At 61.2% G+C, this 21,360-nt stretch carries 16 protein-coding genes; 5 read left to right on the forward strand and 11 right to left on the reverse strand.

Going from position 1 to position 21,360, the window contains the following annotated elements; genetic code table 11:
- Nucleotides 1–13: 13 nt before the first annotated feature.
- The 7 genes from IOC61_RS15320 to IOC61_RS15350 form a co-directional block, all read right to left on the reverse strand.
- Nucleotides 14–544 (reverse strand): 4-vinyl reductase, encoded by a 531-nt coding sequence (locus tag IOC61_RS15320; protein WP_195689592.1) that lies wholly within the window; start codon nt 542–544, stop codon nt 14–16.
- Between the two features lie 155 nt (nt 545–699).
- Entirely contained in the window at nt 700–1,677 is a 978-nt protein-coding gene (locus IOC61_RS15325; protein WP_195689593.1) for a dipeptidase, read from the reverse strand.
- 772 nt (nt 1,678–2,449) lie between these two features.
- A complete protein-coding gene (locus IOC61_RS15330; protein ID WP_195689594.1) occupies nt 2,450–3,754 on the reverse strand; it encodes a TRAP transporter large permease in 1,305 nt (434 codons plus the stop codon).
- Nucleotides 3,755–4,312 carry a TRAP transporter small permease gene (locus IOC61_RS15335; protein ID WP_195689595.1) on the reverse strand — a complete coding sequence of 186 codons (558 nt, stop codon included), beginning with the start codon at nt 4,310–4,312 and terminating at the stop codon, nt 3,755–3,757.
- On the reverse strand, nt 4,312–5,325 hold the full coding sequence (locus IOC61_RS15340) for a TRAP transporter substrate-binding protein (protein WP_195689596.1): 1,014 nt from the start codon (nt 5,323–5,325) through the stop codon (nt 4,312–4,314). Before IOC61_RS15340 ends, IOC61_RS15335 begins: the two co-directional genes overlap by 1 nt.
- Nucleotides 5,326–5,898: 573 nt before the next feature.
- Nucleotides 5,899–7,035: a GlxA family transcriptional regulator gene (locus IOC61_RS15345; protein ID WP_195689597.1), complete on the reverse strand. Its 1,137-nt coding sequence runs from the start codon at nt 7,033–7,035 to the stop codon at nt 5,899–5,901.
- Nucleotides 7,036–7,617: 582 nt separating this feature from the next.
- Nucleotides 7,618–9,072, reverse strand: coding sequence for a sodium:solute symporter family protein (locus IOC61_RS15350; protein ID WP_195689598.1), 1,455 nt, complete (start codon nt 9,070–9,072; stop codon nt 7,618–7,620).
- Nucleotides 9,073–9,334: 262 nt separating this feature from the next.
- Here IOC61_RS15350 and IOC61_RS15355 point away from each other — a divergent pair, with 262 nt between their 5' ends.
- Nucleotides 9,335–10,198, forward strand: coding sequence for a LysR family transcriptional regulator (locus IOC61_RS15355; RefSeq protein ID WP_195689599.1), 864 nt, complete (start codon nt 9,335–9,337; stop codon nt 10,196–10,198).
- Between the two features lie 144 nt (nt 10,199–10,342).
- Here IOC61_RS15355 and IOC61_RS15360 read toward each other — a convergent pair whose 3' ends face one another.
- The 4 genes from IOC61_RS15360 to IOC61_RS15375 form a co-directional block, all read right to left on the reverse strand.
- A complete protein-coding gene (locus tag IOC61_RS15360; protein ID WP_195689600.1) occupies nt 10,343–12,031 on the reverse strand; it encodes a BCCT family transporter in 1,689 nt (562 codons plus the stop codon).
- Between the two features lie 83 nt (nt 12,032–12,114).
- Complete coding sequence (locus tag IOC61_RS15365) at nt 12,115–12,873, reverse strand: creatininase (protein ID WP_195689601.1); 759 nt, start codon at nt 12,871–12,873, stop codon at nt 12,115–12,117.
- A gap of 65 nt (nt 12,874–12,938) precedes the next feature.
- A complete protein-coding gene (locus IOC61_RS15370) occupies nt 12,939–14,147 on the reverse strand; it encodes a M24 family metallopeptidase (protein WP_195689602.1) in 1,209 nt (402 codons plus the stop codon).
- Between the two features lie 234 nt (nt 14,148–14,381).
- Nucleotides 14,382–15,449, reverse strand: a complete 1,068-nt coding sequence (locus IOC61_RS15375) for a substrate-binding domain-containing protein (protein WP_195689603.1) — start codon at nt 15,447–15,449, stop codon at nt 14,382–14,384.
- A 124-nt stretch (nt 15,450–15,573) separates the two neighbouring features.
- Between IOC61_RS15375 and IOC61_RS15380 the strand changes: the two genes are divergently transcribed.
- The 4 genes from IOC61_RS15380 to fdhD are packed head-to-tail and all read left to right on the forward strand — an operon-like array spanning nt 15,574 to nt 21,354.
- Nucleotides 15,574–16,068, forward strand: a complete 495-nt coding sequence (locus IOC61_RS15380) for a formate dehydrogenase subunit gamma (RefSeq protein ID WP_195689604.1) — start codon at nt 15,574–15,576, stop codon at nt 16,066–16,068.
- Nucleotides 16,065–17,621 carry a formate dehydrogenase beta subunit gene (locus IOC61_RS15385; RefSeq protein ID WP_195689605.1) on the forward strand — a complete coding sequence of 519 codons (1,557 nt, stop codon included), beginning with the start codon at nt 16,065–16,067 and terminating at the stop codon, nt 17,619–17,621. The genes IOC61_RS15380 and IOC61_RS15385 overlap by 4 nt, the downstream gene beginning before the upstream one ends.
- Nucleotides 17,618–20,491 (forward strand): formate dehydrogenase subunit alpha, encoded by a 2,874-nt coding sequence (gene fdhF, locus IOC61_RS15390; RefSeq protein WP_195689606.1) that lies wholly within the window; start codon nt 17,618–17,620, stop codon nt 20,489–20,491. Before IOC61_RS15385 ends, fdhF begins: the two co-directional genes overlap by 4 nt.
- Nucleotides 20,492–20,529: 38 nt before the next feature.
- Nucleotides 20,530–21,354, forward strand: a complete 825-nt coding sequence (fdhD, locus tag IOC61_RS15395) for a formate dehydrogenase accessory sulfurtransferase FdhD (RefSeq protein ID WP_195689720.1) — start codon at nt 20,530–20,532, stop codon at nt 21,352–21,354.
- Nucleotides 21,355–21,360: the final 6 nt, after the last annotated feature.

Consider the following 21,360-nt stretch of genomic DNA (forward strand, 5'->3'; position numbering starts at 1 on the left):
TGGATTCCTCGACTTAGAGCGGCTTGACGATGAAAAGGCCGTGGTCATGGCCTTCCTGTGATGCGCCGTAGACCTGTTCGGCACGGGTGCGGATGTTGCTGCCCTGGGCCTGCAGGATCTGGTCCATGGCCCCGGCAAACCAGCCGGTGAACATATAGTCGACCTTGCGCTCGCACTGGCCGTAGACGTAGACGAAAGCGGAGTGATCCAGACGCACTTCGCACGTGCCTTTGCCGAGGTCGATCGACAGGGTCTCGAACAGGCCCCAACCACGCTGTGACAGCCTCTTCATGTAGTGCTCGAACACCTCCACGCCGGACAGGCCGTGGCACTCGGCCTCTTTCTCGCACCAATGCCAGGCCGACTTGTAGCCAGCCTTGTAGAGAATCTCGGCGTAGGCCTCGGCACCCAACACCTCCTCGATGCCAATATGGTTATTGACAAAAAAATGTCGTGGCACATAGAGCATTGGCAGGGCATCGGTCGTCCAGACGCCGGTTTCGCTATCAACCTCTATGGGCATCTCGGGGGCATGTGTCGCCATGTGCTTAAACTCCAGGATTCAATTGTTTTCCTTGACCGGCCATCGGACCAACCCGATGGGCAGCGCACCGCGCTCCCCCGCCAGGCGGAGGGTGACCGCTGTGTCTTGCATAGCATTGGTTCAGGTCCGGTGCGCCGTACCGACAACGAGGTGAGTTACTCGCCCCAAACGTCCTTGAGTACGCGAGTCCAGTTCTCGCCCATCACCTTTCGCACCACAGGCTCGGGCATGCCGCGCCCCAACAGGGTCTCGGTGAGATTGGGAAATTCTCCGACGGTGCGGATGCCTAGCGGGTTGATGATTTCACCGAAGCGAGTCAGCCGACGAGCGTAGCCCTTGTCGTGGGTCAGCCACTCGAAGAACTCCTGGCCGTGACCCTGAGTGAAGTCGGTGCCGATACCGACGGCATCCTCACCGACGATATTCATGACGTACTCGATAGCTTCGGCATAGTCCTCGATAGTCGAGTCGACGCCTTTGGCAAGGAAGGGAGTGAACATGGTCACACCGACGAAGCCGCCGTGATCGGCGATGAACTTCAGCTCTTCATCGGACTTGTTGCGGGGGTGCTCTTTCAAGCCGGACGGTAAACAGTGCGAATAGCACACCGGCTTCGAGGACTCGAGGATAACCTCCTCGCTGGTTTTGCTGCCGACATGGGATAGATCGCACATGATGCCAACACGATTCATCTCGGTAACGATCTCGCGGCCGAAATCGGACAAGCCGCCGTCACGCTCGTAGCAGCCTGTACCGACCAGGTTCTGGGTGTTGTAACACATCTGTACAATGCCCACGCCAAGTTGCTTGAATACCTCGACGTAGCCAATCTGATCCTCGAAGGCATGGGCATTCTGGAAACCGAAGATGATGCCTGTCTTGCCCTGAGTCTTGGCCGCATGAATATCCTCGGTAGTGCGCACCGGGATCACCAGGTCGGAGTTGTCGCGAATCAGCTTCTGGTTGGCGACAATGTTGTTAACCGTGGCCTGGAACCCCTCCCAGACAGAGACGGTACAGTTGGCCGCGGTCAGGCCGCCTTTGCGCATGTCTTCGAACAGTTCGCGGTTCCACTTGGCGATGATCAGACCATCGATAACAATGGCATCGTCGTGCAGGTCGGCTGGGGTCATGGGTGGCTCCATCATTGTTATGTAAACCTGCCACCAGCATAGCCCTCCGTCTTGACGCCTCGTCGCCTGGAAGCGACCGCAGAAATTCCAAAAACGTCATGTATGTCGAGAAGGCGACACGCCAAGAGCGTCTCATCACATTTTTCTTTTCAGCTCTTCATCGCTTCACGTGGATTTGGCCTGATCGACCCTGCACCCTACAAGGCTGCCAATCAGATACCTCATGACAAGTCATCTCGGCGCCGGGAGAGTTGCGGCCACGCCGCTCAGAACGGCCTGGGCCATATCGCAGGCCACCTCGACCACGTGTTCTCCGGATCGCCGCCATGTGCTGCCAGGAAGGCCTGGATGGCGCCCTTGCCATGCTCAAGTACAACCAAGATCACCGGCGCCTACTCGACTGTAGAATGAAATCGCTGCCAGGAGAAGCCCGGCACCTCGCAGCGTTTAATGCCATGCTCTGGGCACTTGGTGCAGGGCGCGCGAGCACGCAGGTACCAGCGGTGCGGGAAGCAACCAAGGTGCCGCCAGGACTTTGTCGGAAAAAAGACGTGGACCGGGCAGGCCCTGCGGCACTCTGGGGAGGGATAGAGGCTACCGCGCCGGACCTCGACTTAGAGGTCAAGCGCGGTGAGGCGAAACGGCGGTACCCAAGTGCTGGTCCTCGAGAGTCCAGGGCGCTTACAAGCCCTAGCCTGGTGCTCAGTCTTCAGGGCACACCACACCGACAGATTTCTTAACAACCACCGGTGAACGGCAAAACAGTGAGCGGTTAGCCGCTCAGCACCGCGGGCAACCACAGGACGATCATCGGCCAGAGACTGATGATCAAGGCAGCGATGCACATCAGCATGAAGAAGGGGGCCGCTGCCAGAGCCACGCGGCCGATGCTCTCACCGGTCAGACCCTGCAGCACGAAGAGGTTGAAGCCGACGGGAGGTGTGATCTGCCCCAGCTCGACCATGATCACCAGGAAAACGCCGAACCACAGGGGGTCATAGCCCGCCTGAATGATGATCGGCAGGGTGATAGGCAAGCTCATCACGGTGATCGAGATGCCATCCAGAAACAGGCCAAGCAGCACATAGAACAACGCCAGGGCCAGCAACAGGGCCAACGGAGAGAAGGCTTGCTCAGCAATCCAGCCGGCCAGCTCGCTGGGCAGATGCAGGTACCCCATGGCGGTGGAGAGCAGCGCCGCGGCCACAAGGAGGCTGCACACCATGACCGCACTGACCAGCGCACCGCGCAGCGCCTCGAGAAACAGGCCAAGGGTCAGCTGTCGCTCCCAGAGCAGCAGCCCCAGGGTAGCTGCGCAGCCCACGGCCGCCGCCTCCGACGGAGTGGCGATGCCGCTGTAGATCGCGCCGATCACGATCACGATCAACCCGAGCACGGGGGCCAAATCCTGGAGCGCACGCCAAGCCCCCTGGCCGGCATCCTCGGCGCGGGGCGCGAGGTCGGGATCAATCAGGCTACGCACTGCCACATAGCCGATGTACAGGGCCGCGATCAGCAATCCCGGCAGGACGCCGGCCATGAATAGCTGACTGATGGAGACCTCGGCCTGCACGCCATAGACGATCATCACGATCGAGGGGGGAATCAAAAGCCCCAAACTCCCCGCTCCGGCTAACGAGCCGATCGACAGACTGCGGTCATAGCGACGCTCCGCCAGCTCTCGGGTGGTGATCTTGCCGATGGTGGCCGTGGTCGCCGCACTGGAGCCACTGACGGCAGCGAACAGCGTGCATCCCAGCACGTTGGTGTGCAGGATGCCCCCGGGCAGATACCGGGTCAGCGGGGTCAAGCCACGAAACAGCCGCTCGGAAATGTCGGAGCGGAAGATCAGTTCCCCCATGAGGATGAACAACGGTATGGCCGACAGCTCCCAGCTATTGGCGGCCCGGAACAGGATTTTCGACAGGATCAGACCGATTCTCGAGGGATCGAAATCACCGAACCCCCATAGCGACAGCATGGCCACGATGACCAGCCCGGCAAAGACCCAGCTGCCGAGGGCGAGTATGCCGAACAGCAGGCCAATAACGCCGGCTCCGACAAGCAGCATCTCCATTCAGCGTTCCCCCGAGATGAAGGCGTGGCGCTGCACCAGGATACGCAGCGAGCGAACGACGAGTACCAGGCAGAGCAGATAGAGACCGACGAGCACCGCGCCTTGGGGAATCCACAGAGGCGTCTGAGCCAGCGTCTCGCTGACGATGCCACGGTCATGACTGCGCTGGACGGCCAGGGTCCAGTATCTGGCCAGCCAGCCGAAGGACAGCAATGCCGTCAGACTGACAATCAGCTCGAGCGGCCAGCGCCAGGCGCGGGGCAAGCGTTCCAGCACGAGCGCGACGCGAATCAACCCGCCCTGCTCGAGGGCATAGGGCAGGCCGAGAAAGGTCATTGCCGCGACGCTGTAGCCGATGTATTCGTCGAGAATGAAGGTGGAGCGGCCCACCAGCCGCAACCCGATCTCGAGCAGGATATGCCCCAGCATGTAGACCACCAGCAGCATGGCCAGGCCGGCGCCCAGAGTCGCCAGCCCACCCGAAAACCGGCCCAGCGCCGCCACCGCTCGCGCCAGGGCGCCGTGGGGCACGGCGCCTTCCGGGGATCGAGATGCCATCACTGGTCACTCTCTTGGCGAAATTCTTTCAGGATGCGGCGCCCACGCTCGCCGGTGTCATCGACCCAGCTCTCGACCACCGGCTGGGCTGCCTGCTCGAGGCCAGCCTGGAAGTCAGCCGGGACGGGATCATGAATCTCGACCTGATGGTCACCGAGCTCGGCGTAGTTCTCCTCCAGTCGCTGCTTCACGATGTCCCAATTGCGGGCGTCGGTTTCCCTGGCGGCCTGGAGCACTGCCTGCTGCTCCGCCTCACTCAGATCGCTGAAGGCATCCCGGTTCATATGCACCATGTTGAGCGGGATGGCGTACTGGATGGCATTGAAGTCGCTCAGGTGCTCCCAGAAGCTGGCATTGGCACCGGCCTCGGCGGAGGTGAGCACCGCCTCGATGCCTCCGGTGGCCAGCTGAGGCACCACATCAGCCCAGGAAAGGCGGACGGGTGAGGCCCCGGCGTTCATCAGCGTCTCGGTGCCGTTGCGGTCATAACTGCGGATCTTGAGGTTTTCCAGGGCTTCCATGCTGGTGACCGGATCTTCGGACCAGATGCCGCTGGCCGGCCATGGCGAGGCATAGAGCAGGATCTGATCGTTGTCCTCGAAGACCTTGTCGTACTCGGGGCGGGCGATCTCGTAAAGGCGATGGGCGGAATCGACATCCTCCACCACGAAGGGCAGAGACGACAGCAGGAAGATGGGGTCGATACCGGCCAGCGCTCCGGAGAGGCTATCGGCAATCTGCACCGCGTTATCGGCTACGCCGTAGAAGTGGTCCGATGAGCGAAAGCCGAGGGCACCACCCGTATGCAGGGTAATGTCCACCTCGCCATCGGTCAGCTCCTGGACACGCTCGATGAACCAGGCGTCCCCCTGCGCATGGATCGAATTGGCATTGTATTCGTTGGAGAAATCCATGCGTGTGGCCGAATGGGCCGGCAGACTGAAGGCTCCGAGGCTGAAGACCAGCAAGGGTAACGCCGCAGCGGCACGAGATGGGTGGGGGATATAAGTCATGAGCAGCACATCCTATTTTTATCGTGATTCACAGCCTTTTCAGTGTTCTAAAATACTCGGTACTCAAGCAGCTCAGTAACGCCCCCTGATGTTCAGATCACGACATCGATCGGAAAAGTGGGAGAAGCACCGTCTCATGGTATGCCACCGAGCCGATCGCGGTGTCGGAGATTTCTGTACTCTGCGCAGCTTTATTTTGATCACCTAAGTAATTTAGCAAAATTAAATTTAATGCTCGAAGCCTGCCGAAGGGTGCTCGAGTTTCAGGTCACAGTGGTACTAGAAGTCATAAAGGTGCCGCCAGGACTTTGACGGAAAAAGATATGGGCCGGGCAGGCCCTGCAGTACTTCGGGTAGGGGCAGAGACTACCGCGCTGGACCTCATCATGAGGTCCAGCGCGGTGAGGAAATTCGATGGTGACCAGCCCACTGAGCTTGAGGCCAGGCGAGGGTAAGAAACCGGTGTCGCCCATGCCCTGCCTCCTATCGCCATGTAGGCGCCATGGCGGTCCAGCACCGGTGCCTGACTTTATTCCCAACGACGAAGAACCCGTTTTCGTTCTTGCTTTTCACTCACGAGTCTAGCCGTACGCTGCCATATGTGGGCTCACCCTGAGCCTCACTCAAGGCATTCGTGGCGGCAGAGGCTGGCTCCTCCACCAACGGTACGAAAGTGGAACTCTTTAGCGCCCTAGAGACCTCCTTCGCCGTTTTCACCGGCCCCCTATCCAGCGCATGCCACAGACGCTCATTCTTGGGCGGTATACCGAAGTGCTCACGATAGCACTTGGAAAAGTGCGGCGTAGATACGAAACCACACACCATGGCAACTTCAATAATCGACATTGAGGTTTGCTTGAGCAGCTGCCGAGCCCGAGTCAAGCGTAACTTCAGGTAGTAGCGTGACGGTGTACAGTTCAGGTTATTCTGAAACAGCCGTTCCAGTTGGCGACGAGACACCTGAACGTAACTGGCCAGCTCATCGAGGCTGATGGGCTCCTCAAGATTAGCCTCCATCAAGGCGACGGCCTCCAACAGCTTGGGCTGCGTGGTTCCCAGCACATGCTTCAACGGTATGCGTTGCTGATCCTGTTCGCCGCGCATCCGCTCATAAATAAACATCTCAGAGATAGCCGCCGACAGTTCACGGCCATGATCGCGACCGATCAGCGTCAACATCATGTCCAATGGGGCAGTTCCCCCCGAAGAAGTAACACGATCGCGGTCGATGGAGAACAGACGGTGAGTCAGCAACACTTTCGAAAAGGCCTCCTGCATAGCGGTTAGGCACTCCCAGTGAGTACTGACCTCGTAACCGTCCAACAAGCCCGCCTGAGCCAACGCCCAGCTACCGGTACAGATCGCACCCAAACGCCGTGACCGTCTCGCCTGAGACTGAAGCCAAGTGATATGCTCAGGCTTGACGCTACGCTGATGCGCTACACCACCGCAGACAATCACCGTATCCAGCGTAGAGGCTGTCGAGGTAGCCAGGTCTGGCGTAATCTGAAGGCCATCGCTGGCGTGAACCGGGGCACCATCCAGGCTCAAGGTATACCAGCGGTAGAGCTTACGTCCCGTCAGTTGGTTGGCCATGCGTAGTGGACCAATCGCCGATGCCAATGAAATCAGCGTAAAGTTTTCCATTAGCAAAAAGCCTAGAGTCTGCGGATTAGCAGCGCTACTCGCCACCTCAGGAGCCTCTTTCATGGGTACCTCCTACTTTCAGCCTACCCAACCCTAAACTAACAAGGGTAATGGGAGGTCAGTTGCATCAATTATATTTATTCAAATCATGCTCAGGAAAGCTGTATCCCCGAAGTGATTAAAATTTCATCAAGGCAGTATGTAGCGCTATAGCTGGGGCACTAGTAATTTATTGCGCTGCTAAAGCTCTTCGCTTTTCAATATTTTCAATCTGAGGCAGGAACCCATGCATGGCACCCGCCACCTGGTAGCCAGACCACCGCCCCCACAAGACACCTTTGCCCACTGCCTCCTCTTGATTGGGCCTCAACAATTTGTTTTGGTCAAGCTAGAGTGGACAAACCCAAGGGAAAGCCCTACGCCAGAGAAGGCTTCGGTAGCAATGGGATAGGGTCTTCCCCACCCTATGCCGACATCGTTGCGCCACACTGATGGGTCAGTACGGGTCAATCACCCCTGTTGGCATCGGCCAGCTGCGCGCCATGCCTGACGCACAAAAAAGCGCCGAAGGCATTTATCCTCGGCGCTTTACGTCTGCTTAACGAAGCCTCGTCACCTCATCTTGGGGTGCTTTAGCAGATATTACTATAACCATGCTTTCTGGAAGACGTCTCGCTTAGTAACCAGCGACACACCCACGTAGCAGATCGAGGAGACCACGCAGCCCGTCAGCGGCCCGATCAACCAGCCCACATCGGCGAACAGCATCATGTAGCCGCTGGTACCGAAGCCAGCCAGCATGGCGACCAGGGCGCCCCAGGCAGAGCCCTGCCAGAAGGTGGAGATGAATACCGGTCCGATCATGCTGGCCAGCAGGGTGCCGGTACCGAGGATCCCCAGCCAGGAGAGCATGAAGGGCGGCGCGTAGAGCATCATCAGCAGGGCGACGACACCCAGAGCCACGACGGCCAGGCGATTGACCCACAGCACCAGCCGCTGGCTATGGACAAGGCCCTTGAACAGGGCAAGCCGCAAGTCATGGGATGTCGCCGAGGCCACGGTATGCAGCAACGAGTTCGCGGTGGACTTCATGGCGAACAGGATAAACAGGGTGATAAAGCCCTGAAGCGCCGGGTGCATGAAGTGTTCGAGATAGGCCGGCATGGCATTGTCAGGGTCGGCCAGTTCCGGCATCTGCGCCCTCATATAGAGACCCACGATTGGCACCAGGCTCAGCAGGGCCCCGATGATCGCCACATACACGCCCGCCTTGTGCAGCTTGACCTCCGGCTTGAAGGCCAGGAAGCGTATCGCCATGAACGGGAGGACCGCGGCAAACAGGAAGGCATAGGGCAGCACCAGGAACACCGTCGCAGGGCTGTTGCCATAATGGGCCCCGGTGCTAGGATTCAGAAGCTCCGGGTCGATCGCATTGAGCGACGCCTCCCAGGTGCCCAGGTCAATCGAGGTGAAGATCTGTACCATGATGATCACGGCGGCGACCGACATGCCGCAGACCATCACGGTATCGGTCCAGGCCACCGCGGCGAGGCCACCCAGCATGGTGTAGAGAATGATGACGCCGACCATCAGCAGGGCACTCTGGGTCAGCTCGATGCCCAGCCAGCTGGCTCCCAGCAGGCCAACGGCCTTGATCTGGCTGGTCAGGAACACCAGCAGCAGCAGGATGGTGATAAGCGCCGCGACCCCCTGCACGAGTCGACCCATGGTGCCGCCACCATGAATCTGGGCGATATACTCGGGAATGGTGTTGCTGCCCATGTCGATGGCCTTGCGCTGCAGGAAGCTCGCAAAATAGAGCACGGCGATCATCATCGCCGGGGCGAAGAAGAAATTCCCCAGCACCTCGATGGCGCCAAACTGGTAGGTAACACCCGGTGAGCCCATGAACCCCCAGCCGCTGAAGCCGGTGGCAACGATGGTACTGGCGCCGACGAAGGCCCCCAGCGAACGTCCAGCAACGAGAAAGCCTCCTTCATCGCCCTTCTTCATCATCCTGGAGGAGAGGAAGCCCAGGTAGATCATCAGGCCGAAGGTGAGGAACAGAAGCCCCCAGTTGAACAGCTTGTAGGAATCCATGATTACTGCCTCGCCGATCCATTGGTGGACTTTCTTTTCAGCTCTCTCCGCAAGTAAGCGGCTCCGGCATGGACCAGCATGTAGAGTGTCAGTATCAGGAAGGTGGTCAACACCCAGGAATCCATATGCCTATACCTCTTGTTGTTGGTGTGGCAGCAGCGTTGTGGTGTTTTCGTTTTGTCACCTTCAAGGTATTTTCCACGCATGAAAGGCGCCAATTTGTATACTCAATACACACATCAGACATCGAAATGGGCCAATAATGACTAATATACCCACCGACCTGTTGAGGACCTTCGTCACCATCAAGGATCTCGGTGGCTTTACCAGCGCTGGCGAGCTACTGGGTCGATCACAACCCGCGATCAGCCTTCAAATCAAGAAATTGGAGGAAATCCTTGGCACCAAGATTTTTCTCAGAGGTTCCAGCCTGGAGCTCACCGAAGATGGGGAGTATCTCTACAAGGCAGCGAGGCAGATACTGGAGATCAATGACCAGGTCATCGCCAGGGTAAGAGGCGAGAATATCTCGGGCAAGGTACGCCTGGGGATTCCCAACGATTTCGAACTGGCCTTCCTGCCCAAGGCGCTACGAAAGCTGTCGCGGGTCTATCCCAATATCATCGTCGAGGTCGACTGCGAAATCAGCAAGGTCATCCTCCAGCGCTATCAGAAGGGACACTACGATATCGCCATGGCCATGGAGCGCGAGAAGGAGAATGAAGACAGGGATTCTCGCGACTACCGCCTGGAAAAACTCGAGTGGGTGTTCAGGGAGGACCATCTCGTCAGCGGTGCCGATAGCCCGCTCCCGCTGATTGCCTATCCCCAGGGGTGTGTCTATCGCTCGATCATGGAGGAGGCGTTGCAGAGCCAGGCACACCCCTATCGCTTCATGTACACCAGCACCAGCCTGCTGGGCATCTTCTCAGCCGTGGAGGAGGGGCTTGGCATCACCGCGATGGCCAGCTCCGTCATTCCCGACCACCTCAAGCATGCCGTCAACACGGATTCACTGCCCGATCTGGAGCGCGTCTGCATCGGCCTTTACTACAAGGAGCGCGAGTTGAATATCGCCTCCCGTCATGTGCTCGATTTCCTGAGGACGGGAATCGCCAATATCTAGCCCGCCAAAAAACCCCAGAAAGCAAGAAAGCAGATGGCCCGACAGCGATAACGATCGCCTATCGGGCCACCTACCTTCTGCCAAAGGCTACCCATCACCTATCGCCAAGCGAACTTATTGAGAGGTGTGATGGGTAGTCGGGTATCAGGAGCTCGTCGCCCCAGGCTTCATTTCGCCGGCGGATACCGTTCGGACATCCCCCTCCTCGCTGACCTTGAGTTCCACATTGGGATCGGGGTCGTTAACCACCATCTCCAGCTCCCTGGTCGCCCTGTCGCGACTGCGCAGGCGCCGTATGGTGTTCACGATCATCAGGATGATCACGATGGAGAAGGGGAAGGCGCCGATGATGGTCCCGGTCTGGACCGTATCGACCACCCCACTGCCCCCCAGGGTGAGCAGTATCGTCGCCACCGCGCCGATGCTGAGCACCAGGACCACGCGGAACCAGGCGCCTGCACGCTTCGGTGCGGAAACGAAGTCCGCCAGGGCGTAGGTGCCGGCATCCAGCGATGTGACGTAGTAGGTCGCCACCAGTACCGTTGCCACCACCAGCAGCAAGCTGCCGATCACCGGTATGGACTCCAGCATCGCAAACAGCCCGCTGGCGACATCCGCATTCACCGCATCGGAGATGCCACGACCACTCTTGTCGTCGTAATAGATCGCTGCGGAACCGAGAACACCGATCCAGAGCATGACGATAAAGGAGGGAATGATGGTGACACCGATAACGAATTCACGCAGCGTGCGACCCCGCGAGATCCTGGCGATAAAGCCGGCCACGAAGGGGGAGAAGGCGATCACCCAGCACCAGATGAAGACGGTCCACCAGCCATTCCAGCTCTGCTGCCAGGAGGTCAGCGGCTCGGCCGTACTCGGAGCATCGGTCCAGAAACTCATGGGAACGAAGTTCGTGAAGTAGGAGCCGAAGGTCTGGGTGATATTGGAGATGATGAACAGCGTCGGCCCGAAGATGAAGGCGGCCACCACCAGCACCACACTCAGGATCGAGTTCGTCTCACTGATCAGGCGCATCCCCTTGCTGATGCCGAAGAAGGCCGAGATCGCCGCGGCGGTACCCAGGCCCACGATGACAAACAGCCAGATGGTGGGCCCCGAAGTCACACCGGTAAATGACGTGAGACCCGCGGTGAACTGCATCGCCGCGAAGGCAAAAGAGGTAGAGAGCCCCAGGATGGTTGCCATGATCGCCAGCAGCTCGACGACCACGCCGGCACCGCCACGCGCCCAACGCGGCAGCAGATCCACCGTCGCCTCGCGGAAGGTCAGGGTCTTGCCCAGGTTGTGGTGCGAATAAGCGAGACATACCGCCACGACGCAGTACATGGCCCAGGCGGTGAAGCCCCAGTGGAAATAGGCCCAGACGATACCACCGCCCGCCACATTACCTTCCATTGCCTCGAAGACCGGGCTGGAGTCACGCAGCATGATGGGCTCGGCCACCGACCAGAAGATCAGGCCGATCCCCTGGCCGCAGGCGAACAGCATCGAGTACCAGGCGAAGTTGCTGTACTCGGCCTTCGCCTTGGGGCCGCCCAGCCTGACCCGGCTTCCGACCTTGCTGAACACCAGCCAGCCGCATACCGCGACGGCAAAGAGAGAATAGAGGATAAACAGCCAGGTGAAGCCACCCGTGACATAGGTCCTCATGTCGAAGATGACTGAGGCAACACCATCGGGGTTTCCAAGCACCATCAGGATCAGCGCAATGATGGCGATGGGAGGCGCAAACTGGATGACCAGTCGCCCGAAGGGGGGAAGGTCTCGTCCCGTGAATCGTGGGATCGTGACCGGTTCTTTATCTGACATCTTGATACCTCGCTATTATTGTACTTGGCATCATCCCTGACATCTCAGGGCCCCGAGGGTAGTTCGGAGCCCATGACAGTGAATCAGTTCAAGTGCGATACGATTCCCGATATACACTCCTCGAGGATCATTTCTCCCTTCTCCGGCGTCGAATTGAGCGGAGAAGACAGGGTCCCGGACGGTGCTACCCAGGAAGGGTCGGGGGGAAAGACATCATAGGGAGGGAAGGTGGCCGGCTCCACGTCGACGGCCTTCGACATGTCGACGAGTTCAGGGTGAAGCTTGAGCATGATGGACGTCTCCAGCACACCGCCATGCTCAACGGCCCAGCCTGTGAAGCCGTCGGGGAATACCTTCTCGATGGTCTCCTCGCTGATGAAGTCCCAGTAGGAGAGCAGATAGATCTTGATCGAAATACCTTCTCCCTTGCACTTGTTGACCAGCCTGTCGGCGGCCTCACAGAGGTGCATGGAGTTCTCGAAGTGACCATTGATCAGGATGAATTCGCGATTGCCATGGTTGACATAGGCCTGCAGCACATCGAATACATAGTTCTCAAGCGAAGCGCCCGATACGCAGGTTGTGCCGGGAAAGAAGTTGCCTCCCCCGGATTTTACCTGTGACTTGTATCCATAGCTGATGGCGGGCGCTACCAGCATGTTGTTGCTTCTTTCCGCCACCTTCTCGCCAATATGGCTGGGAATCAACACATCGGGATTAAGCGACATATGAGGCCCATGTTGTTCGATGGCCCCCACCGGGAGGATGATTCTGCACTGACCATTTTCCGTCAGCGACTTGTAGGTTACCCAGTCAAGGTTCTCTATCTTGACACTGCTCATCTCGTTTCTCCCCGCACGCTATCGTCAAGAAGGGGGAGCAGAGCTCCCCCTTTGTCGTTAAAACATTACTTGATGATATTGTGCTCCGGGCCATACGGGAAGCCGGTGATATTATCGGCCCCGTGCTCGTTGACCACCAGGATATCGTGCTCGCGATAGCCGCCGGCACCCGGCAGGCCCTCCGGTACGGTGATCATCGGCTCCATGGAGACCACCATGTTGGGCTCGATCACTGTCTCGATGTCCTCGCGCAGCTCCAGACCCGCCTCGCGGCCGTAGTAGTGGCTCAGGGTGCCGAAGGAGTGGCCGTAACCGAAGGTGCGGTACTTGAGCAGGTCGTGCTTGGCGAAGATCTCGTTGAGCTCATGGGCGATGTCACAGCAACGCACGCCAGGCTTGATCAGCTCCTGACCGCGGCGGTGCACCTCGCAGTTCACCTCCCACAGACGCAGGTGCTCGTCGGAGGCATGGCCGAGGAACATGGTGCGCTCCAGGGCAGTGTAGTAGCCGGAGATCATCGGGAAGGTGTTCAGGCTGAGGATATCACCGGGCTGCACGCGGCGACTGGTCACCGGGTTGTGGGCACCGTCGGTGTTGATACCGGACTGGAACCACACCCAGGTATCCATCAGCTCGCTGTTGGGGTAGGTCTTGGCGATCTCGCGCACCATGGCGGCCTGACCGGCCAACGACACCTCGTACTCCGGCACGCCGGCATAGATGGCATCGCGCACGGCAACGCCGCCCACGTCGGCGATGCGAGCGCCCTGGCGAATCAGCGCGATCTCCTCGTCGGACTTGACCATGCGCATCTGCATGGTGGGCACGCCGGCGTCGACCAGTTCGACATCACCCAGCGCATCGAGGAGCTTCTGCTTGTTCTGCAGCGTCATATGGTCGTACTCGACGCCGACGCGACGCTTGCCTTCGCAGAGCTGTTTGACGGCCTTGAAGAAGTTGTCCTTCTGCCAGTCGGTGTAGACGATGTTGTCGCCCAGACGATTGCGGCGATAGGGCTGACCGCCGTCGATGTTGGCGGTCACGGTGGTGAAGCTGTCCTGGGTCACCACCAGGCCGTAGTCGCGGCCGAACTTGCAGTAGACGAAGTCACTGAAGTAGTTGATGTTGTGATAGGAGGTCAGCACGACAGCATCGACCTCGTTCTTCGTCATGTAGTCGCGCAGGCGAGCGAGGCGCCCCTTCATCTCGTTATCGGAGAACGTCGGTACCACTTTCTCGCCGTTGGGAATCTCGATCAGTGACGGCAGTTGCATGTTGTTATCTCCTCTTGTGTCAACGGAATCGTCATACCAGCCAGGCGTTTCCGGCCTCTGATGCCGGTATCGGGACGCCCCTCGCTTGCCATGTTGTACGGGTTACTGCTGGTACGAATGACTATGGCCAGACACCTTCCGTTGCACCAATGACTAGTGCAAATCCTCCCATTAGCGAGCGAAATACGTTTTATATTCAGTTGGTTGACAGACAGGAGGAGCCTTCAAGACTCCTCAGCACATATACAGCCCACTCTCCTCCAGCGACATGACGCGCCCACATCGACTCGGTGCATAGCCCGGCAGTGTTTCCACTGTATGCTGGAATTCGTCACTACCGAGCACCTCGAGTAGGCGCTCGAAACGCGGCTCCATCAGACTACGATGGTGGCAGACCAGCAGGTAGTCTTCCTGCGCCAACGGCACGAAGTCGAGCCCGAACCGCCGAGCCGCGGCCTCCACTCCAAAGCCAATATCGGCCATGCCGGCAGCTACATAGGCGGCCACCGCCGAGTGGGTGTATTCCTCGAGCTCATAGCCCTGGATGAGTGCTGGCTGAATATCTGCTTCTGCCAACAGTCCATCGAGTAAGGCACGCGTACCTGACGCCCTCTGGCGGTTAATGAAGCGTATAGCCTCTCCTGCCAGCTCTCCTATGTTATGAACCCCTTTGGGGTTCCCCGGTGCCACTATTAGCCCCTGGCGGCGAGCGATAAAGCCGATCAGGCGATGGCTGCGCGGCTTGAGCAAACTCCGATAGTCACGACTGACTCTCCCCCCCATTTCGCCGCGGGGCAAGTGGAAGCCAGCTAGATCGCAGGCACCGCGATTGAGCGCCGTCAGCGCCTCCCGTGGGCTGCAATACTGCAGATCGAGGCGCAGATCCTCGAGATGCTCGGGGAGCAGCTCCACCGCATAACCGTGGCTGGCATGCAGGCGCAACACCGGCTGCACACCCTCCAGGGCCTGCTGGATGGCCAGGTTGAGCTCTGATCCCAGGCTGTCCAGCTGGGGTCCGAGACGGGCGATCACCCGCTGCTCGGCCCACAGTAGCTTCTCGCCCAGCGGCGAGAGCCGTGCCCCCCGCCCCCGTTCGAGCTCAACCAGGACGACACCAAAGAACTCTCCCCAGCGCTGGAGCAGGTTCCAGGCGTGGCGATAGGAGACTCCTGCCGTCTCGGCGGCCCGGGTCAACTTGCCATGCCGATGTATTGCCTCGAGCAGCGCGAAGAGCTTGGGATCGAGCTGATTGCCGGCTTCGTCACTGAAGCGCCAGGCCGGCGTGATCCGGATACGTTTCATATGAAGTAACTTTCATATTTTGTCATTGAGACACCGATGCTAGCTTTATTGCGACCGTGACGCACGCGCCACCTCAATATATGCACTTTCATGCATAACTAATCAATAACGATCAGGTGACCCAATGAGCGCTTCCTCCGACTGGACGCCGCAGCTGATTCAGGCCGAAGTCGACGCCCTGAAGCACAAGCCCGGTGCCCTGCTACCGATCTTGCACGCCATTCAGGACCGCTTTGGCTTCGTGCCCGAGGGGGCGGTGCCGATTATTGCGGAGTCTCTGGGCCAGACCCGCGCTGAAGTGCATGGGGTGCTCAGCTTCTACCATCACTTTCGCATCACGCCCCCCGGCAGCCACGTGGTCCAAGTCTGTCGCGCCGAGGCCTGCCAGGCGGTGGGGGCCCGCGCCCTGGAGGCCCATGCCAGGACCCGCCTGGGCGTCGATTTCCACCAGACCACCCGCGACCGGGAGATCACTCTCGAAGCGGTCTACTGCCTGGGTAACTGCGCCTGTGGCCCTTCGGTTCGCGTCGACGACGAGGTGCGTGGCCGGGTCACCCCCGAGGCCTTCGATGCGCTAGTCGACGAGCTGCGCACCCGGCCCCTGGAGGTGATCGCATGAGCGTTCGAGTCTTCGTCCCCCGCGAGACCACCGCCCTCTCCCTGGGCGCCGACGCGGTCGCCGCCCGACTCAAAATCGAGGCCCACGCCCGCGGAAAAGCCTTCACCCTGGTGCGTAATGGTTCCCGTGGCCTGGCCTGGCTCGAACCCCTCGTCGAGGTCGAGACTCCGGCCGGCCGCGTCGCCTACGGTCCGGTGTCACCTGACGACGTGCCGACGCTACTCGACGCTGGCCTGCTCGAGGGCCACGACGCCCACCCGCTAGCCCTGGGGCTGACCGAGGCGATCCCCTATCTGGAACGCCAGCAGCGTCTGACCTTCTCGCGCATCGGCGTCACCGATCCGGTCTCGATTGACGACTATCGGGCCCTCAACGGCTTTCACGGCCTCGAGACAGCGCTCGCCCTCGAGCCACAGGACATCGTCGAAGAGATAAAGGCCTCCGGCCTACGTGGTCGCGGCGGTGCAGCCTTTCCCACCGGCATCAAGTGGCAGACGGTGCTCGATACCTCGGCGGACCAGAAATACATCGTCTGCAATGCCGACGAGGGCGATTCCGGTACCTTCGCCGATCGCTTGGTGATGGAGTGCGATCCCTACCAGTTGATCGAAGGGATGACCATTGCCGGGCTCGCCGTGGGAGCCACCCAAGGCTATATCTATCTACGCTCCGAATACCCGCTGGCCAAGCAAGTTCTCGACGAGGCTATCGCCCGCGCCGAGGAAGCCGGCTACCTAGGCTACAATCTCCAGGGCAGCGGCCGGGCCTTCCATCTGGAGGTGCGCCTTGGTGCCGGCGCCTACATCTGCGGCGAGGAGACCTCACTGCTGGAAAGCCTCGAGGGCAAGCGCGGCCTGGTGCGTTTCAAGCCACCGCTGCCGGCTATTGAAGGGCTGTTCGGCCGCCCCACCGTGGTCAACAATGTGCTGTCACTGGCCGCCATCCCCTTCATCCTCGCCGAGGGGGCCGAGGCCTACGCCAATCACGGCATGGGCCGCTCTCGCGGCACCCTGGCGCTGCAACTGGCCGGCAATGTCAAGCGCGGCGGCCTGGTGGAGCTGGCCTTCGGTATCACCCTGCGCACGCTGATGGAGGAGTTCGGCGGCGGCACCCTTACCGGCCGGCCGTTGCGCGCCGTCCAGGTCGGCGGCCCACTGTGCGCCTACCTGCCCGAAAGCCAGTGGGACCTGCCGCTGGACTATGAAACCTTCGCCGAGGTCGGCGCAGGCGTCGGACACGGTGGTGTGGTGATGTTCGACGACAGCGTGGACATGGCCGAGCAGGCCCGCTTCTCGATGGAATTCTGCAAAGTGGAATCCTGCGGCAAGTGCACGCCCTGTCGCATCGGCTCGACCCGCGGTGTGGAGGTCATCGACCGCATCCGTGCCGGTGAGAACCGCGATGCCAACCTCAAACTGCTCGACGAGCTGTGCGAGACCATGGAGGACGGTTCGCTTTGCGCCATGGGCGGCATGACCCCCTTCCCGGTGCAGAGCGCCCTGAAACACTTCCCCGACGACTTCCAGCGCACGCCGGAAGGAGACCGCTCATGATTCAGCACTTCGACCCCAGCCAGCACGCCAAGGATCTGGGCACCCCGGCACCGGACGCCGACGCAACCCCAGTGAGCGTCGAGATCGACGGCGTCGAGATCACCGTGCCCGAGGGCACCTCGGTGCTGCGCGCCGCGGCCCTGGCCGACATCAACATTCCCAAGCTGTGCGCCACCGACAGCCTCGAGGCCTTCGGTTCCTGTCGGCTGTGCGCCGTCCAAGTGGAGGGCAAGCGCGGCACCCCGGCGGCCTGCACCACCCCAGTCGCCGAGGGCATGAGGGTCACCACCCAGAACGATCGCCTGGCTCGGCTGCGCCGCAACGTCATGGAGCTCTACATCTCCGACCACCCGCTGGACTGCCTGACCTGCCCCGCCAATGGCGACTGCGAACTGCAGGATATGGCCGGGACGGTGGGCCTGCGCGAGGTGCGCTACGGCTTCGAGGGCGAGAACCACCTGGCCGCGGAGCAAGACCACTCCAACCCCTACTTCAGCTTCGACCCCAGCAAGTGCATTGTCTGCTCACGCTGCGTGCGCGCCTGCGAGGAGGTCCAGGGCACCTTCGCGCTGACCATCGACGGACGGGGATTCGACTCAAAGGTGGCGGCCGGCCAGGACGAAGCCTTTATGGACTCCGAGTGCGTCTCCTGCGGCGCCTGCGTCCAGGCCTGCCCAACCTCGACACTGATGGAAAAGAGCGTCATCGATGCCGGCCAACCCGAGCACAGCGTGATCACCACCTGCGCCTACTGCGGCGTAGGCTGCTCCTTCGAGGCCCAGATGAAGGGCGACCAGCTGGTGCGCATGGTGCCCTACAAGGGTGGCGACGCGAACCACGGTCACTCTTGCGTCAAGGGCCGCTTCGCTTTCGGCTACGCGACTCATCCGGACCGCATCACCACGCCGATGATCCGCGAGGCCATCGACCAGCCCTGGCGCGAGGTTGGCTGGGAGGAGGCGATCGCCTTCGCCGCCGAACGGCTCCAGGCGATCCAGGCCGAGCATGGCCGCGAGAGCATCGGCGGTATCACCTCCTCGCGCTGCACCAACGAGGAGACTTACCTGGTGCAGAAGCTGATCCGCGCGGCCTTCGGCAACAACAACACCGACACCTGCGCGCGGGTCTGTCACTCGCCCACCGGCTACGGCCTGAAGACCACCTTGGGCGAATCCGCCGGCACCCAGACCTTCGACTCAGTGATGCAGGCCGACGCCATCATCGTCATCGGCGCCAACCCCACCGACGCCCACCCTGTGTTCGGCTCGCTGATGCGCAGGCGGCTACGCCAGGGCGCGTCGCTGATCGTCGCCGACCCGCGGCGCATCGATCTGCTCAAGACCCCGCACCTAGCAGACGCCCAGCACCTCCCACTGCGCCCGGGCACCAACGTGGCGCTGGTCAATGCCTTGGCCCATGTGGTGGTAACCGAAGGGCTGGAGGATCACGACTTTATCGCGGCCCGCTGCGACACCCAGGCCTACCGGGCCTGGCGCGACTTTATCGCGGAAGAGCGCCACTCCCCCGAGGCCAGCGAGGCGATCACTGGCGTGACCGCCGAGGCGGTACGCCGCGCCGCCCGCACCTATGCGACGGTCGGCAACGGCGCCATCTACTACGGCCTGGGCGTTACAGAGCACAGCCAGGGCTCGACCATGGTGATGGGTATCGCCAACTTGGCGCTGGCCACCGGCAACATCGGCCGCGAGGGCGTAGGCGTGAACCCGCTGCGCGGCCAGAACAACGTCCAAGGCTCCTGCGACATGGGCTCCTTCCCCCACGAGCTGCCGGGCTACCAGCACGTCGCCGATGCCGAGGCCAGAGCCCGCTTTGAAGCCGCCTGGGGGGTGGCGCTCGACGACGAGCCGGGGCTGCGTATTCCCAACATGTTCGACGCCGCCATCGAGGGCAGCTTTAAGGCGCTCTACGTGCAGGGCGAGGACATCGCCCAGTCGGACCCCAACACCCAGCACGTCGAGGCGGCGCTGAAATCGCTTCAGTGCCTGATCGTCCAGGACATCTTCCTCAACGAGACCGCCAAGTACGCCCACGTGCTGCTGCCGGGCTCGAGCTTCCTGGAGAAGGACGGCACCTTCACCAACGCCGAGCGACGCATCAACCGGGTGCGCAAGGTGATGGCGCCGCTGGCCGGCAAGGCCGACTGGGAAGTCACCGTCGACCTGGCCCGCGCCCTGGGCTACCCCATGGAGTACGGCCACCCGTCCGAGATCATGGATGAGATCGCCCGGCTGACGCCGAGCTTCGCCGGCGTCAGCTACGCCAAGCTCGAGGCGCACGGCAGCCTGCAGTGGCCCTGCAACGCTGAGCATCCCGACGGCACCCCGACCTTGCACGAAAACGACTTCCCAATCGGTCGGGGGCGCTTCGCGATCACCGAGTACGTGGCCACCGAGGAGCGCGCTAACCGCCGCTTCCCGCTGCTGATGACTACTGGGCGAATCCTCTCCCAGTATAACGTCGGCGCCCAAACCCGGCGCACCAACAACCAGGTGTGGCACGACGAGGATCTGCTCGAGATCCACCCCTCCGATGCCGAGCTGCGCGGCATCCAGGACAGCGACTGGCTGGGCATCTCCAGCCGCGCCGGCCAGACCGTGCTACGCGCCCGGCTCAGCGAGCGCATGCAGCCGGGGGTGGTCTATACCACCTTCCATCACCCAGGCAGCGGCGCCAACGTCATCACCACCGACAACTCCGACTGGGCTACCAACTGCCCCGAATACAAGGTGACCGCGGTGCAGGTAGAGAAGGTCAGCCAGCCCTCCGCTTGGCAACGCCGCTTCGAGGAGTTCGACCGAGTCCAGCGCGGCCACCTGCCCGAGGTGGTACAGCGGGAGGCCACACCATGAGCACAAGGCAGCAGGCGGCGTCGCCGGCCAGCGACGCGATGCAGTCGCTGGCCGCCCTGGCCCGTCACTCGGTGGAGACCCGTCGCGGTAGCACCGGCTGGTACGCCGATACCCGCGAGGATGTCCTGGCGATGGAGGTACCCGTCGCTCTGGTCTACAACGGCATCTCCCATGCGGTGATGATGGCAACGCCCGAGGACCTCGAGGACTTTGCCCTGGGCTTCAGCCTCTCCGAGGGGATCCTGGCCCACCGACACGAGTGTTATGACCTGGAGGTTCGGCAGGAGCCCCAGGGACTGGCGGTGCATCTGAGCATCGCCAGCCAGCGGCTGGCCGAGCTTAAAGGACGTCGCCGCAATCTGACCGGTCGCACCGGCTGTGGGCTGTGCGGCACCGAGGCTCTGGAGCAGGCAATACGGCCCATTCGAGCGGTGCCGGCGCCGGCATTGGCCGACGCCGCCATTCAGCGCGCTCTGGCCGGACTGGCCGACCACCAGGCTCTGCAGGCGGCTACCGGCGCCGCGCATGGCGCGGCCTGGTGCGACGGCCTTGGGCGCATCCGGCTAGTACGTGAGGACGTGGGGCGCCATAACGCCCTGGACAAGCTGATCGGTGCCCTGGCCCGCCAGGGCGGACCGAGCGAGGGCGGATTTGCTCTGGTCTCCAGCCGAGCCAGCTACGAGATGGTGCACAAAAGCGCCAGTGCCGGCATCGGCGCCCTGGTGGCTGTCTCCGCGGCCACGACTCTTGCAGTAGAGCAGGCCCGGGCGGCCGACATGCTGCTGGTCGGCTTTGCCCGCCCCGGGCGCCATCTGATCTATCATCGCCCTGGCGCCGATGCGGCAATTAGAGTTAATGCTTGAGGAGCC

The organism is Halomonas sp. KAO, from assembly GCF_015595025.1.
In the GTDB taxonomy this organism is placed as follows: Bacteria; Pseudomonadota; Gammaproteobacteria; order Pseudomonadales; family Halomonadaceae; genus Halomonas.

Coding starts and splice junctions, on each gene's coding strand:
- IOC61_RS15320 (WP_195689592.1), bottom strand. CDS start 544: ATGGCGACACATGCCCCCGAGATGCCCATAGAGGTTGATAGCGAAACC.
- IOC61_RS15345 (WP_195689597.1), bottom strand. CDS start 7,035: ATGAAAGAGGCTCCTGAGGTGGCGAGTAGCGCTGCTAATCCGCAGACT.
- IOC61_RS15340 (WP_195689596.1), bottom strand. CDS start 5,325: ATGACTTATATCCCCCACCCATCTCGTGCCGCTGCGGCGTTACCCTTG.
- IOC61_RS15350 (WP_195689598.1), bottom strand. CDS start 9,072: ATGGATTCCTACAAGCTGTTCAACTGGGGGCTTCTGTTCCTCACCTTC.
- IOC61_RS15335 (WP_195689595.1), bottom strand. CDS start 4,312: ATGGCATCTCGATCCCCGGAAGGCGCCGTGCCCCACGGCGCCCTGGCG.
- IOC61_RS15370 (WP_195689602.1), bottom strand. CDS start 14,147: ATGCAACTGCCGTCACTGATCGAGATTCCCAACGGCGAGAAAGTGGTA.
- fdhF (WP_195689606.1), top strand. CDS start 17,618: ATGATTCAGCACTTCGACCCCAGCCAGCACGCCAAGGATCTGGGCACC.
- IOC61_RS15360 (WP_195689600.1), bottom strand. CDS start 12,031: ATGTCAGATAAAGAACCGGTCACGATCCCACGATTCACGGGACGAGAC.
- IOC61_RS15325 (WP_195689593.1), bottom strand. CDS start 1,677: ATGACCCCAGCCGACCTGCACGACGATGCCATTGTTATCGATGGTCTG.
- IOC61_RS15375 (WP_195689603.1), bottom strand. CDS start 15,449: ATGAAACGTATCCGGATCACGCCGGCCTGGCGCTTCAGTGACGAAGCC.
- IOC61_RS15355 (WP_195689599.1), top strand. CDS start 9,335: ATGACTAATATACCCACCGACCTGTTGAGGACCTTCGTCACCATCAAG.
- IOC61_RS15380 (WP_195689604.1), top strand. CDS start 15,574: ATGAGCGCTTCCTCCGACTGGACGCCGCAGCTGATTCAGGCCGAAGTC.
- IOC61_RS15385 (WP_195689605.1), top strand. CDS start 16,065: ATGAGCGTTCGAGTCTTCGTCCCCCGCGAGACCACCGCCCTCTCCCTG.
- IOC61_RS15365 (WP_195689601.1), bottom strand. CDS start 12,873: ATGAGCAGTGTCAAGATAGAGAACCTTGACTGGGTAACCTACAAGTCG.
- fdhD (WP_195689720.1), top strand. CDS start 20,530: ATGCAGTCGCTGGCCGCCCTGGCCCGTCACTCGGTGGAGACCCGTCGC.
- IOC61_RS15330 (WP_195689594.1), bottom strand. CDS start 3,754: ATGGAGATGCTGCTTGTCGGAGCCGGCGTTATTGGCCTGCTGTTCGGC.